The sequence below is a fragment of the Microcoleus sp. CAWBG27 genome, from assembly GCF_020883145.1.
Classification (GTDB): domain Bacteria; phylum Cyanobacteriota; class Cyanobacteriia; order Cyanobacteriales; family Microcoleaceae; genus Microcoleus.
Map to the genome: position 1 here is coordinate 102122 of NZ_JAHREU010000015.1, position 14291 is coordinate 116412.

General features: G+C 48.2%; 9 protein-coding genes and 1 tRNA gene. 5 read left to right on the forward strand and 5 right to left on the reverse strand.

The genetic code is table 11. The annotated features are described in order from the left end of the window. Window positions 1-92: 92 nt before the first annotated feature. Complete coding sequence (locus QZ938_RS11625) at window positions 93-5195, reverse strand: DUF4347 domain-containing protein (protein ID WP_293351408.1); 5103 nt, start codon at window positions 5193-5195, stop codon at window positions 93-95. A 511-nt stretch (window positions 5196-5706) separates the two neighbouring features. Next, window positions 5707-6072 carry an NIL domain-containing protein gene (locus QZ938_RS11630; protein ID WP_293351406.1) on the reverse strand — a complete coding sequence of 122 codons (366 nt, stop codon included), beginning with the start codon at window positions 6070-6072 and terminating at the stop codon, window positions 5707-5709. A gap of 15 nt (window positions 6073-6087) precedes the next feature. Here QZ938_RS11630 and QZ938_RS11635 point away from each other — a divergent pair, with 15 nt between their 5' ends. Beyond that, complete coding sequence (locus QZ938_RS11635) at window positions 6088-6231, forward strand: hypothetical protein (protein ID WP_293351404.1); 144 nt, start codon at window positions 6088-6090, stop codon at window positions 6229-6231. A gap of 70 nt (window positions 6232-6301) precedes the next feature. Here QZ938_RS11635 and cysW read toward each other — a convergent pair whose 3' ends face one another. From cysW to QZ938_RS11650, 3 genes are all read right to left on the reverse strand, one after another. Further along, window positions 6302-7180: a sulfate ABC transporter permease subunit CysW gene (cysW, locus tag QZ938_RS11640; RefSeq protein WP_293147856.1), complete on the reverse strand. Its 879-nt coding sequence runs from the start codon at window positions 7178-7180 to the stop codon at window positions 6302-6304. After that, window positions 7170-8030: a sulfate ABC transporter permease subunit CysT gene (gene cysT, locus QZ938_RS11645; RefSeq protein ID WP_293147858.1), complete on the reverse strand. Its 861-nt coding sequence runs from the start codon at window positions 8028-8030 to the stop codon at window positions 7170-7172. The genes cysW and cysT overlap by 11 nt, the downstream gene beginning before the upstream one ends. 137 nt (window positions 8031-8167) lie before the next feature. Then, entirely contained in the window at window positions 8168-9313 is a 1146-nt protein-coding gene (locus QZ938_RS11650; RefSeq protein WP_293147860.1) for a sulfate ABC transporter substrate-binding protein, read from the reverse strand. Between the two features lie 847 nt (window positions 9314-10160). Here QZ938_RS11650 and QZ938_RS11655 point away from each other — a divergent pair. The 4 genes from QZ938_RS11655 to QZ938_RS11670 all read left to right on the forward strand — a co-directional run bounded on the left by QZ938_RS11655 (window position 10161) and on the right by QZ938_RS11670 (window position 14271). Continuing rightward, the gene (locus tag QZ938_RS11655) at window positions 10161-12320 is read left to right on the forward strand and encodes a serine/threonine protein kinase (RefSeq protein ID WP_293147862.1); all 2160 of its coding nucleotides are present in this window, start codon (window positions 10161-10163) and stop codon (window positions 12318-12320) included. A gap of 271 nt (window positions 12321-12591) precedes the next feature. Further along, window positions 12592-12664, forward strand: a tRNA-Thr gene (locus tag QZ938_RS11660). Between the two features lie 275 nt (window positions 12665-12939). Continuing rightward, window positions 12940-13356 carry a hypothetical protein gene (locus tag QZ938_RS11665; protein WP_293351402.1) on the forward strand — a complete coding sequence of 139 codons (417 nt, stop codon included), beginning with the start codon at window positions 12940-12942 and terminating at the stop codon, window positions 13354-13356. A 6-nt stretch (window positions 13357-13362) separates the two neighbouring features. Beyond that, window positions 13363-14271: a hypothetical protein gene (locus QZ938_RS11670; RefSeq protein WP_293351400.1), complete on the forward strand. Its 909-nt coding sequence runs from the start codon at window positions 13363-13365 to the stop codon at window positions 14269-14271. Window positions 14272-14291: the final 20 nt, after the last annotated feature.

Consider the following 14291-nt stretch of genomic DNA (forward strand, 5'->3'; position numbering starts at 1 on the left):
GGGCTAGGGGGGATCTGGCTCCGATCGCCAAACAGAAGACAGCCACTACGTTTGACGTTAAGTTGAAACCAATGGCTACTAAGGACTACAGATTAAACCACTAGCACGTTAAAACTGCTTGCAGCTAACCGGTTGGGGACAACGCCCGCCAATATAGCCAAAGTCTGGTTGGTGCTGGCGATCGCGATCGCAGTTGAGCCGTTAGTTTCGGTTAACGACAGTTGACTGAAGTCCAAACCTCCCACCAACTGGATCGAATCAGATTCTGGTCTGAAGTTGATAATCGTGTCAGTGCCCTGAATCGCTGCCAATACAAAGCCTTGTGAGTTGCCATTAGCGATCAAGGTGTCATTGCCAAGGCCGCCAAAGAGCAAGTCATCGCCAGTGCCACCAAAGAGTATATCGTCGCCGCTGCCGCCCAGCAAGGTATTGTTACCGTCGCCACCGCAGAGAGTGTCATTACCTTGATCGCCCAATAGTATGTCGTCGCCGCCTTCTCCCAATAGCACGTCGTCGCCTTTGCCGCCGTACAATACGTCATCGCCATCGTCGCCACTTACCGAGTCGTTGCCGCGATTGCCGTAAAGAGTATCATCAGCTCGATCGCCAAAAATCAGGTCAAAGCCTTTACCACCAAAGATAGTATTGCCATCTTTGCCACCGAAGATAGTATCGTTGCCGACATTACCATTGATGTAATCCCCGCCCTCTTGGCCGAAGATCAAATCGGCGCCACCTAACCCGAAGATAGAGTCAGCATTGGCACTGCCCACGAGGGTATCGTCGCCGTTAGTGCCGTTGATGACACCGTTCCGCGAAGGACTGGGGGACAGATTCGGAGGGGTAACCCTGGGGAAGGAATCGGGACAAACCAAATCTGTCACTAAAGGTGTCGGTGTCGGTGTCGGCGTCGGTTCTGGTGTCGGCGTCGGCGTCGGCGTCGGCGTCTCTGGTGTCGGTGGTGTCGGTGGTGTTGGCGGTGTCGGCGGCGTCGGTGGCGCAGGCGTCGGTGTTGGCGTCGGCGCAGGCGTCGGTGTCGGCGATGTCCTGCCAGGTGGTTCTGGCGTCGGTGTCGGCGTTGGTGAAGGTGTCGGTGTTGTTATAACCGAATTCCCGAAGTTGATGCCGCTGACAATAGCGCCCGAAGCCAGCACGATGTCGGCGGGGTTGGGGCTGCTTTGAGTGAAACCAACTGGCGCGATTTCCCGAACGCGGTAGGTTGCCGGCGCTAGGTTCGCGAACAGGTAGTTGCCGCTGTTATCTGTGGTAGTAGTAACCGGAACAGCAACAGGAGCTCCTGGCGCGGGAGCTACGACTTTGGTTAACTGAATTTGGACATTGGGTAAACCCGGTTCTCCGGCATCCTGAACGCCATTTCTGTTGTTGTCTTGGAACTTCAGACCGCGGATCTGGCCCGGTTGGGGCAGGAAGTTGCCGAAGTCAATGCCCGTGGGTTTTTCTCCGGCTTTAGCTATAACAACGTCGGCAGGGATCGCGGTTGTCAGCGTCCAGCCTGTTTGCTGGACTTCCCTTACCTGGTGAGTGCCTACGGGTACGTCGTTGATGGTGTAGTTGCCATCCTTATCCGTGATGGTAGTCAATTCGCCCTGCTGAAAGACTCCATCCTTGCTGGTGTCTATGAAGATTTGCCAGTTTTGTAGGCCCAGTTCCCCGGCATCCTTAACGCCGTTGTTGTTGAGGTCATTGAATTTTTGACCGCTGATCGTGCTCGCCTCGAAGAAGTTGCCGAAGTTGTTGTTTTGCGAGTCTTGACCGCTGGTGAGGGCGATCCTGTAGGCACCTGAAAGGGTAGGCGCGGTGCCGCTGGCTGCCGGGGCGATTTGCGTCCAGCCCGGTTCTACTAACTCCCGGACGTTGTAGGTGGCGAATGGCAAGTCGTTGAACTGGTACTTACCGGTGATATCGGTGACAGTAGCGGTTTCGGTTGGCTCTAGCGTGCCGTTGTTGTTGGCATCTAGGTAGATTCTCCAGCCTGCTAGCGCTGGTTCGCCGGCATCTTGGACACCATTTTTGTTGCGATCGTTAAATTTGATCCCGCTAATCTTGCCAACCTGGAAGTTCCCGAAGTTGGTGGGAAGGGCGGCGGTGTTAGCAATGTTAACGCCACTTGCAGTAGTAAGCCTCGTGGCCGCTGGGGGAACAGGGAAAGTTTGCTGCCAACCAGTCTTTTGCTCTTCCCGCAGGTCGAATGTACCACCGCCAACGTCAGTAAAGGTGTAATTGCCAGAGTCATCAGTGGTAACCGATCGCGTTACTGCTGTGCCGATAAAGACCACTGGTTCGAGTGAGATTTTCCAGTCTTTTAATCCAGGTTCCGTCGCCTCTTTGACGCCATTCCCGTTGAGGTCGTTGAACTTCTGACCGGTGATAGTGACGTTTTTGAAGTTACCGAGGTTAACGTTCGGGACATCCACGCCACTGCTGGGGACGATGTTGGCAGGAATGAGGGTCTGGCTATAACCTGTTTGGGCGACTTCTTTGACGATGTATTGAGCGCCTCCTGAGAGGGGGCCTGCTGGTGCGAAAGTATACTTGCCAGTGGCATCAGTCTTAACGGTTTGCAGAACTGTATTAGGAGCAGCAGAGCTAACTAACTGAATGTCCCAAGTGGTTCCAGCAGGAGGAGTTGTTTCAGTTGGCTGTTGGATGCGGTCGCCGTTTTTGTCCTCAAATTTCTGACCGCTGATGATAATCTTCTTGAAGTTACCGAAGTCTTGAGCGGGTGGATTTGCAATCCCCGTATTGTAGGGAGTAGCAGTCGTAGCAGGGAGAGTCTGCTCCCAACCAGTTACCGGCACTTCTAAAATCGGGCTATTTGTCTTCGTATCGGCGATGGTGTAAGTACCGCCGATCGGGACAATAACGCTATCTTCCCCTGGACTCGGGGCCTTGTCACCATTCTCATCTACAAAAATCGTAAAGCTTTGTGCTGGAGTTGTCGTGGTGGCATCAGCACCATCTTTAATACCATTGCCATTGATGTCATTAAATTTTTGACCGGTAATGGTGGGGCCGTACTCATAAGCACCAACATCAGCACGGCCGTTTACACTGCGGGCAAACGGCTGACCGAACTGAGTACCCCGTTGGTCTGCGGTGAGGACTCCACCAGCCGTGTTGACAGCAAGGGCATTAGTACCAGCATTCAGGACGGTTGCAGGAATGGGTACGGCAGGAGTGGCGATCAGCGCGTGAGTCTGGGCAAAACCGCCGTTATTTTTCAATACAGGGTCGAGCCAAGGTACTGCAACACCGGTGCCGATGAAGCTGGTGGTGTTAGTAGATGCTCCAATAACTTCACTACCCCCTGCTGTTGCTGAAGTATTGCCAACGACCAGGGTGTTGTTGAGAGTGAGAGTTCCGGCGTTGTTGAAAATTCCGCCGGCAACACCGGCATTCAGTAGAGGGGGGATGACAACTGCGGGGTTGCTCGCGATCGTAGTGTTAGTCAGGGTTGCAGTGGCACCAAGCTGGTTGATAAAAATTGCACCGCCCACTCCCTGACCCGCAGTAGCAGTTCCACCGCCACTCGCACCACCTGTTGCTCTGCTGCTGCTGAAAGTGCTGTTGCTGACCTTCAAAGTACCGCTGTTGAGAAAAATCGCCCCTCCCAGACCAGCACCGCCACCGCCAGCACCGCCCACAGTTGCACCGGCCAAAATTGCTTGGCCACTGCCACCGAAGCCACCAGTGCCTGGTGCAACACCACTGCCGCCACCACCCACAGTACCGGTGTTGGGCCCCAGAGTACCGCCAGTACCGCCATTACCGGCAGGGGCTGTGATGCCGATCGCGCCTGCAAGACCACCGGGCCCGCCGCCGCCGCCCAGAGCACCAGCACCGCCATTACCGCCTGCGCCACGAATGGCAGCAGCAGCGCCAGCACCACCGCCAGCACCACCAGCACCGCCGCCACCACCGTTAATGCCAATACCACCAGCACCACCGGGGCCGCCCGGGCCTGTCGCACCATTGCCAAGACCGCCGGCACCGCCATTACCACCAGCGGCTCCACTGCCGCCATCTCCGCCTTGACCGCCTTGACCACCGACGGTTGTACTGGTAGCGCCTGTGCCGCCAGCACCGCCAATGGCACCAACGCCCGCACTACCGGGAGTTGCACCACCGCTAACGGGAGTACCTGGGCCACCTCCGATACCGGTGCCGCCTGAAGTAGTGAAGAATTTCGCTAAGCCACTGTTGCCACCTTTGCCGGTACTTCCGGCTGGGCCGCCAGCACCGCCGATCGCTCGGTTGTTGCTGAAGGTAACATTATCAATGTTTACAGTGCCGCTGTTGATGAAAAGCGCACCTCCGACTCCCGCGCCGCCGCCACCACCAAGGGTGCCCGCAGTTCCCTGAGATAGACCATTGGCGATCGTCAGGTTAGAGAAATTAACTGCGGCGTTGTCAACAAAGAAAATTGGGTTGTTGTTGCCGTCGATCGTAATCGCAGTCGTAGTGCTGCCAAGAAAATTTACAGGGGTTGCAAGTATAGGCAGAACTTGTCCCACTGGAAAAGTGATAGGAGCCGTGATGTTGATATCATCAACATCGGGCAGGACATTAGCAAAGAGGATGGCGTTCTTCAGGCTGGTAAAGTCGGTAGCAGTAAAGGTTGCTAACACGCCACTATAAGCTTCCCTCGCCTCTTGGGAAAATGCTAAAGGTGTTTCTATTTTCCCTGTAGTTACTTCCAACACCCAGTCTCCGCCCAGCGCGGCACTGCCGGTCAAGTTATCGGATGCGGCAATATTTGCCCCCGTGAGCTGGCTCAGCCTTTGGACGAAGGCGACACCGGCTTCTGTGGCGGCGACGTTGCAACCGTAAAGCAGAATTTCTGGTTTAGCAGTAGTTGAAGAGTTCGAGTTTGCTTCGGCTGCTGGCAAAGCAAACCATTTTTCTAAATAATTGCGGTAGGTTTCAATGTTGCTGAGATTGAGTTCTGTGCTTCCCAGTTGCAGGCTGGCTGCTGAGCCGTGAGACAGAATATGAACTGCTGCAATGTTTTGCCGCTGTTTAAGTGTTTCGGCGATTTGCGCGATGCCGTCGCGATCGGCCTTGAGAATAATAACTTCTGTATCGGAATTCGCGGTTTTCGTTAAACTTTCGCAATCTTTAACTTGTGAATCCGCAAAAACTATCTGGTGTTTCCGTTCTTTATAGACTTCCATGATTAAATTCCTCTGGTACACACACACATTAAATTCATAGCACAAACCAAACGCAGCAGCGATCTTATTCCGCTGCGGATGCAAGTCGTTGACAAAGCCCTGGAAGACGATCGCCCTAACTTTCACCTCAATGGAAGATTGACAAAAACCTTTTTTTATGCTCTCCTAGGATATACTAAGTTTAGTTTGATTGTGTAGAAGTTTGCAAGGTAGATATTGTTCCGGATGTTACAAAAATATTTGAGAAGACTGGCGCCTAGTTTTTGATGCGATTACACTCTGTCAGGTACAACGTTTTGTCATAAATGTCAAGCAAAAAAATAACTAATGGCGATCGATATTTGTCAGTAAAAAGTCATCAGTCGCGGCGATCGGCTGTAAACTGATGTTATTTGGTATTTTTGGGCTAAGGAATGATAGTTTGGGCGATCGGACAACGGCGATAAAATTGGTTTGTAGTGAGAACCCAAAGTCCGAGTTTTATGAGGACTAAAGTCCTCACTACAAACGTTTACCAAGTTTCCTCATCGGGATGATTGGAATTGCTCCAGATTTCCACATCTAAATCGTTGAGATAAATCAGAGCACTTTCAATTTGTTGGCTTGTACCGTTAAGCTCCAAATCAAACCAACCGTCATCGGAATTTTTTCCACCCAACAAAGCTGCATTAAAATTTACCTTTAAACCGTGTTCCGAAATCAGGTTAGAGATGACAGGTTCCTGATGGTATTCTTTGGGAATCCGAATCCGAATGCGGGTTTGAGTTGGTCTGCTGTCTCCTGACTCAGTGTGCGGTAGGTCTGATTGTTGAGTTTGGTGGAAATTGTCGATCGGCTCAAATTCAGCTTCACTATTGTTATTGTTGTGGTTTAACATTTCAACCTCCAATGTTTGTTTCTGTTTACAGATGTCACCAATATCTGGTACGGTGCATTGCTGCGTGATTTTCAAACTGATGTACAGATTGTCGGGGGCTACGCACCCAAAGGTATCGGCTATGGTGCGTCGCTGCGAGATTTTCGAGTTTCCAAGTAGATTGTCGAGGGCGACGCACCCTACTGGCTAATGACTGCGGTGTCAACTGTCAACTGTCAACTGTCAACTGTCAACTGTCAACTTCCTTAATGGTAGTTTTTCGTTCCAAAATCTCCTTAAGCACCAGAGTAACAACCGCTAAAAAACCGAGAACTACCGCAGCGGAAAAAGCTGCTTGCGTCGCGTACTGCTTGTAAGCATCCTCGACAAACAAAGGCAAAGTCTGAGTTTTTTTAGCAATATTTCCCGATACCACAGAAACAGCTCCAAATTCTCCCATTGCCCTAGCATTTGTCAAAATCACACCGTAAAGCAAGCCCCAGCGAATATTCGGCAGCGTCACATTCCAGAAGATTTGCCAATCATTTGCTCCCAAAGTTTTCGCCGCTTCTTCTTGATCGGTTCCCACTTCTTCTAAAACAGGAATCACTTCGCGGGCAACAAAAGGTAGAGTGACAAAAGCAGTAGCTAGCACCATTCCTGGCAAAGCAAAGATAATCCTAATCCCGGCACTTTCCAGCCACGGGCCGAACCATCCCAGCCGACCGTAAAGCAGTACAATCATTAAACCTGCGACTACGGGAGAGATGGCAAACGGCACGTCTAAAATGGTGATTAATAGGGTGCGTCCGGGAAATTTGTTGCGGCCGATTACCCAAGCTGCACACAAACCAAATACTGTGTTTATAGGTACAACTATCAGAGCTATCAGCAGGGTAAGTTGGGCTGCTGATAGAAAATCTGGTGAGGTTAAGTTGGCGAAAAATGGCTCGATTCCCTTTTTGAAAGCTTGGTAAAAAACGTTGAGGGTTGGGATAAATAAGACGAGGGCGAGATAGCCGATCGCAATTCCGATCAACGTTGGCTTTACCCAGGCTTTTTCGTTGCCCCGCGACGAACCCGCTGGCGGAACTGTGTAATTTTTAGATAAATTGAGATCAGCCGTCATAGCGTCTCCTCCAAGCTTGTAAAATATTAATTGTGAACAGCATTGCTAGGGAAATTCCTAACATGACAGTGCCGATTACTGTGGCTCCTGCATAGTCGTACTGTTCCAATCTTTGGAAAATTAAAACAGGTGCAATTAAATCTTTAAACGGTACGTTAGCTGCTACAATTACCGTCGAACCGTACTCGCCAACGGCTCGGGAAAATCCGAGAGCAACTCCGGTTAAAATTGACGGAAAGAGCGGCGGTAAAACTACTCGCCAAAAGGTTTGAAATTGAGAAGCACCCAAGCACCAAGCTGCTTCTTCGATGTCTTTTTCCATTTCGTGTAAAACTGGCTGTACAGTTCGCACGATGAAGGGTAGGGAAATAAAGATCATGGCTACGCCTACGCCCAAGCGAGTGAATGATATTTTGATTCCCAATGGTGCAAACAGCGAACCGATCCAGCCGTTATCGCTGTAAACTGTGGCGAGGGTTAAACCTGCAACGGATGTTGGTAGCGCAAAGGGTAAATCGACTGCTGCATCGACAATGCGTTTTAAGGGAAAGTCGTAGCGGACTAATACCCACGCTATTAATGTGCCGAAAACTCCATTGATTAAGGCGGCAATTAATGATGTGACGAAGGTGACATCGTAGGCGGAAAGGGCGATCGGGCTTGTGGCGATTTTCCAAAATTCGCCGGGGTTTGCTGTGCTCGCTTTTAGCAGCATGGCTGTGACTGGGAGAAGTAGCATGAGGCTGAGGTAGCCGATGGTGATTCCCCAAGGTAAGGTAATTTTGCCGATCGCTCTTTTGATATTTGCGATCGCAGATTGAGGGTTGGTTGCTGGAGATGATACTGCCATTTAGGTTTGAGTATTTCTTCGTTTGTAGTAAGGAATGCAAGTCCTTGAAAAGCTAATATTTTGGGGAGGACTGAAGTCCTCACTACGAACCGTTTGGAGAGGACTGAAGTCCTCACTACGAGCGGGTAATTTGGGACTTAGCGTTTAATCGATCCTTGGATTTTGTCAAACGTGGCTCCGTCATCAAAGAATTTCGTCTGAATTTCTCCCCAACCTCCCAAATCTTTAGCTGTAAATAGGGTTTTGACGGCGGGATATTTTTGGGCAAATTCTGCTTCTTTGGCTACTGTCTCATCTACTGGGCGAAATCCTGCTTTGGCAAATTCTCGCTGGGCTTCTGGAGTGTACAGATACTTGACAAAGGCTTCGGCGACTTCGCGAGTGCCGTGTTTGTCCACATTTTTATCGACGATCGCAATGGGATTGTCGATCGACACATTCACATCTGGAATACTATAACTCGGTTTTTCGCCTTTCTGAGCTACTAAAATAACTTCGTTTTCGTAGTTGATTAAGGCGTCGCCTTGGCCTTGTTTAAAAAATACATCCATAGCTTCACGGGCATCTTTAGTCAGAATCGGAACGTTTTTGTAAACTTTGGTGGTAAAGTCTAATGCTTTGGTGTCGTCTCCTCCGGTTTTGATAATCGAACCCCAAAGTGCTAGGAAATTCCAGCGAGCAACTCCTGAGGTTTTGGGATCTGCTGTAATTAATTTCACTCCGTCTTTGCTTAAATCTTCCCAGGTTTTAATGCCTTTGGGATTGCCTTCGCGGGTGACTATTGCTGCTACGGATTTGGTGACGATTCCGCCCTTGGGGACTTCTTTTTCCCAGCCCGGTTGGATGAGTCCGGCTTTCTCGATTTTGGCGGTGTCGAGGGCGAGGGCTAGGTGTACGATGTCTGCTTCTAATCCGTCAATTACTGCTCTGGTTTGGGAACCGGAACCGCCATAACTTTCGCTGAAGGTGACGGTTTGTCCTTTTTCTTTTTGCCATTGTTCGACAAATTTGGGAATTATCGCTGCGTGGGCGGCTTTGGTGACGGCGAAGGAAACGAGGGTTAATTCTACTTTGCCTTTGTTGGCTGCTGGGTTAGCACCGCCTGGAGTGGTGGCGGAGTTGTTTGGGGTTCCCTGCTGGCAGGATACAATTGCCAAACTTAAAGTTATTCCTACTACAAATAGCGACACAAATCTTTTAAGCGCAGTGAGCGATCGATTTTTGCCAATTGGTAGCTGTTGTGGTTGGTGAAATTGTTGAGTTAGGTGTTGCCACGGGCTCATAAAAACACTCGGTAAGTGGGAAACTCAGAGACTTTAGTCCTGAGAGGGAAACGAAGAAAGCGGTTTCAACCGCCGTGAATCCCCTTGCGGGGTAGAGGGGTATGGTTGCCCCTCTGCGGAGATATGGTTGTCTCCAAGCCCTTACGGGTAATGTTAGGCAACGCCCAATGTTATGAGAGCTTGAGAGACCTGCAACACTGTTGAGCGTGACTTTCAAACTGTTTAATTGCAGATGACAGAGCAAGGAACTAGCTACGCATTCGCTTGGTGTCGTGACTCAAATAACGTAGTCAGTTAAGACGCTTGGCTGGTCAACACAGCTTGCTCGATTGCTCTTACAAGCTCAGTGGCGTTGATTCCCTGAGTTGCTGACTATATTTGTTCCTCTACTAAAGTACGGTTATTAGGTCGGAATACCGTAATTATGGTGTTGAAGTACGATTATAGACAAGGGCGGGTAACAATGGCAACAAAAAAAACGAATTCTGGCACTCAGAGTCGATCGAATATCCTCAAGTCTTTTGCCTCGGTGCTTTCCACTCAGATTCGCCGTAAAATGTAAACCGTAGAAACACTATGATTGAGTTAAGGTGCTAAGCTTGCGCGACTGTACGATACGCCTTACGGATACGCTGGCTCCGCTCAAAAACGGATACCGTGCCCCGACAATCGTCGCGAGCAGACTCAAGTTCTAGCTCCCAGATTCATCTGTGGAGTAAATCTAAAATCTAAAATCTAAAATCTAAAATAGATCGCTCAAATGTAAGGCCATGCTAAGAGTCTCCGCCCAGCGGGATACGCCTAAGTGGCGCGATCGCCCGCAAAGTAAGAAAAAGTTTTAACTGGTATGTCATTACCCCGCCCCGTCTCAGACACCCTAATTGAACTGTTGAAACCTGTAGCCTGCGAATTGGGAGAAAGATTGGGAGCAAGCGCTGTCAACGAACGCTATGCAGAAATTGAGCCGTCTGGTTCTTCTGCTTTGAACCAGCAAATCAAAAAAGACCCCCGCTGGATTAAAGCACAAGTGAAGTATTTGCAACGGCAGCAGGCCCGAGAACAAGAGTTAATTGCGATCGCCAGCATAGAAGAAGAAAATGTAAAGGAAGAACGCGCCAATCGAATTAGGGCGGAAGAATTGAGAGATCAGCGGGCTATTAGCCGGCTCGGCCGCGAGTTAATGCGGGAGATTCAATCAGAAGCAATTCGAGTTAAGCTGAACGAAATTCAAATTATTTGGGACAGGGACAACTGGTTTTCCAATTTGAGCAGGCAGGAAACTGAACAGATTTTGCAGCAGCAGCAGCACCGATTGCTGTTGTTAGTTGCTCCGGCCAAAATTAGCCAAGATTGCCCGGATTCGTTTCGCCACAATCTGAATATTGAGCTGCCGGCTAAGTTGAGAACTTTTTTGAACCAGTACTACCCCCAGCACGGAGAATCCTGCCCGGTTCAGTTTTACGGAGATTATTTCAAAAACCCTATTTCTGATATTGATGTGGAGCGGTTGCAGACTGTTTTGTCTCCCGTGCCAACCGCTATATTGTACAGCGACATCAGCGATTATGAAGTTAATTTTCATGTCGGTTTTTGGGGGATAATCAATCAGAATGTTTCCCTAGTGGCGATGCAGCCTTGGAATTGGGAAGAAGTTTATCACCAGTTGGAAGCCGAGGGGAAAGATGAAAAGGTGAGACTGCGGATTATTCGGCAAATAATTGTGACAATTCATAAGTTGCTGGCTGCTTTTTTAGCGGATTTGTATTATTTAAAAATAGATTTTACTCACGAACCTCAGCTATTTAATTTAGAGGCGGAATTTGCTCAGGAATGGTTTTCTCAAGATTGGGCTCTACCGTATATAGAAACTCTTAAAGAAATTCAGGAGCAGCAGCGAATAACCTATAAGGGAGAGATGCGGCGGTTAGCACTGCGAGAGGCGAAAGCTAGGGCGGAACGCAAGCGTTTGGAGGAGGAGGCACTAAAAAGCAGACAGGAAGCTGAGGCGAAATCAAAGCGGGCGAAGGAGTTCGCTCACAAATTAAAAAATCTGAAATGGCGGTGCGCTTACACCCTGCCGGGACATTCATCGTTTGTGAATTCTCTGGCGATTAGTCCTGATGGCGAAATTCTGGCTAGTGGCAGTTGGGATAAAACTATTAAGATTTGGAATTTAGAAACAAGGGAATTAGTTGGTACTTTGACGGGACATTCCGATCGCGTAAATTCGGTTGCGATTAGCTATGACGGAAAAATGTTGGTCAGCGGCAGTTCGGATGAAACAATTAAGTTTTGGAATTTGTACAACGGCGATCTATTGTGTACTTTCCCAGGACATTCTATGGAGGTGAATTCGGTGGCGATCAACCCGAAGGGGCAGGTAATTGCTAGCTGCGGCGGGGCTGATAATACGATTAAGCTGTGGAATTTGCGGACTGGTGAGTTGCTGCGGACTTTGAGGGGTCATTCAGACAATGTGAATGCGGTGGTTTTTAGCCCGGATGGTAAGATATTGGCGAGCGGCAGTTCGGATGCGACGAGCAAGGTTTGGGATGTGGAAAGCGGTAAGTTGCTGCGGACTCTTTCGGGTTTGAATGTTGGGGTGAATTCTGTGGCGATCGCGCCGGACGGTCAAATTCTGGCTAGCGTCAGCAATGATTATACGATTAAGCTGCGGAATTTGCACACGGGCAGTTTGTTGCGGATCTTAAATTCTAATTCTGCGAAGGGAAAGGGTGTAGCGAATTTAGGGATGAATGAGGCTGTGCATATTTTGCGGAATTATGTAAGTCGGGGCGATTCGGTTGCTATCAGTAGGGACGGTTTGACTTTGGCTAGCGGCTGCGATGATAATACGATTAATATTTGGAGTTTGCAAACGGGGGAGCTGTTGAGCACTCTTGAAGGACATTCGGGTACAGTATACTCGGTGGCGATCGCACCTTCGGGTAATTTGCTAGCCAGCGGCAGCGCGGATGAGACAATTAAGATTTGGTGTTGCGATTAGTCAGTTGACAGTTGACAGTTGACAGTTGACAGTTGACAGTTGACAGTTGGCTGTTTTCTGATCCTGTCCGCTAATTAACCCAAATACTTGTACAGGCCGGTTGGGTAATGAGAAATATAGGAAGAAACCCGGTTTCTGAATCTTGGCGTGCGATCGCAAGACAATAATTTCGGTTCTGCCCTTACGGGGAGGGGCTCTGGGCTAATTTGAAAAAAAAGTTTGCTGAGGGGGTTGCGCTAAGGGCGATAAGTTTGCTATATTAATTTTCACTGCTGGTGTAACTCAGTTGGTAGAGTAGCTGATTTGTAATCAGCCTGTCGCAGGTTCAAATCCTGTCACCAGCTTCTTAAATCAAATTAAGGCTAGATAAAAATTCTAGCCTTAATTTTTTTTCTCCCGCAAATGTCTCAAACCGCTTGCGATCGGTCTCAGCAATTTTGTTTGCTTGTTAACGCAATCTTTTTTCCAAAAATAGAAATATCTATGGTTAGATTGAATCGGGATGAATCGGGCGATCGCAAATTTGAGCGTTTGATTCTAAAGTTTAATTAAATGTTGACCACTAAACTTAGCAATTCATTATAAACTAATTGTGCGATCGGCGTACAGGAGCAGTCAAATGTCCCCTTGGGTAAAAGATCCACATTCAGGAGGAGTTAAAATCCCACCGGCAGTTCAAGAACGAGTGAAGCAGCGTATTCTCAATTATGCTGCTGCTAACTACGCTGGTAAATACACTCGCCTAGGCATCCGCTTTCGCAGTCAGTTTTGTTACATAGATGCCTATACAGAACCTGATATCCCCCTAGACTTTCCGGCCAAAGATTTGCGCGTATCTCTTGAGGAATATTTAGAAAGAAGGCGAAATATCCCCCTTCACCTGTGTCGGCTGCGTTACTTTAGTGATGAAGAAGCTTGGACTCTGGGGTTTTACGCCTATAGCAGTGAAAAATACGAGCCTTGTATGTTCCGAAATGGCACTTTCTATGGTACGCCTGAAGAAGCCTTTGCCATCTCTTCTATGTACTTGCAATAACCCAAAATGAGCGAATATCAATATTATGAGTTTCAAAGCGTCGATCGACGTTTGACTCAATCGGAACAAGAAGCAGTCAGCCAACTCTCTAGTCGCGCGCGAATCAGCTCTAGTAAAGCTATTTTTGTCTATAGCTATGGAGATTTACCGGGCAATGAAAAAGAATTATTAGTCAAATATTTCGATGCTATGTTTTACATAGCTAATTGGGGAACAACACAACTAATGTTTCGTTTCCCTAAAGGTTTGATTGATGTGGAACAGATGCAGAAATATTGCATTGAAGATATAGTGGAGGTTTCTGAGCTTAATAATTTTGTCATTTTAGAAATTTCTATTAATGAGGAAGGAGGTTTTGATGGATGGATAGAGGGAGAAGGAAGTTTATCCTCTTTGATAGGTTTGCGTCAGGAAATTTTGCAGGGAGATTATCGTTTACTTTATTTGGCTTGGTTGAAAGCAATTACCTATCTTGAGGGATTAGACGACGAAGATGAAGATGATGATGATAATGATGATGATGATGATAATGATGATGAACAACAAGGGCTAGAGCCACCTGTTCCTCCTAATTTTGGCAAGTTATCTCCATCGTTACAGGCTTTTATCGATATTTTTGAAGTGGATGAGCATCTACTGAAAGCTGCAATAAGTGCGAGTGTTGCTAAACCTTCAATTCCTGAAAGTAGCTTCAAAGAAGCTATCAAAAAACTCAATCGTTCTGAAGTCGATACTTTTTTACTGCGGTTGCTCAATGGAGAAGCTAATCTCTCTATTGAATTGACTAAGAAATTATCAGGAATGATAGAACCCACATTCCGCAGATATTCGATCGGATTTAATTTTCAAACAAATCATAATTTTCAAAACCTGAGATGGTTGCTATGCAATCATTTGAGGTTTTTTAAGGTATAATGATTTGTCGCCGTGCAAAG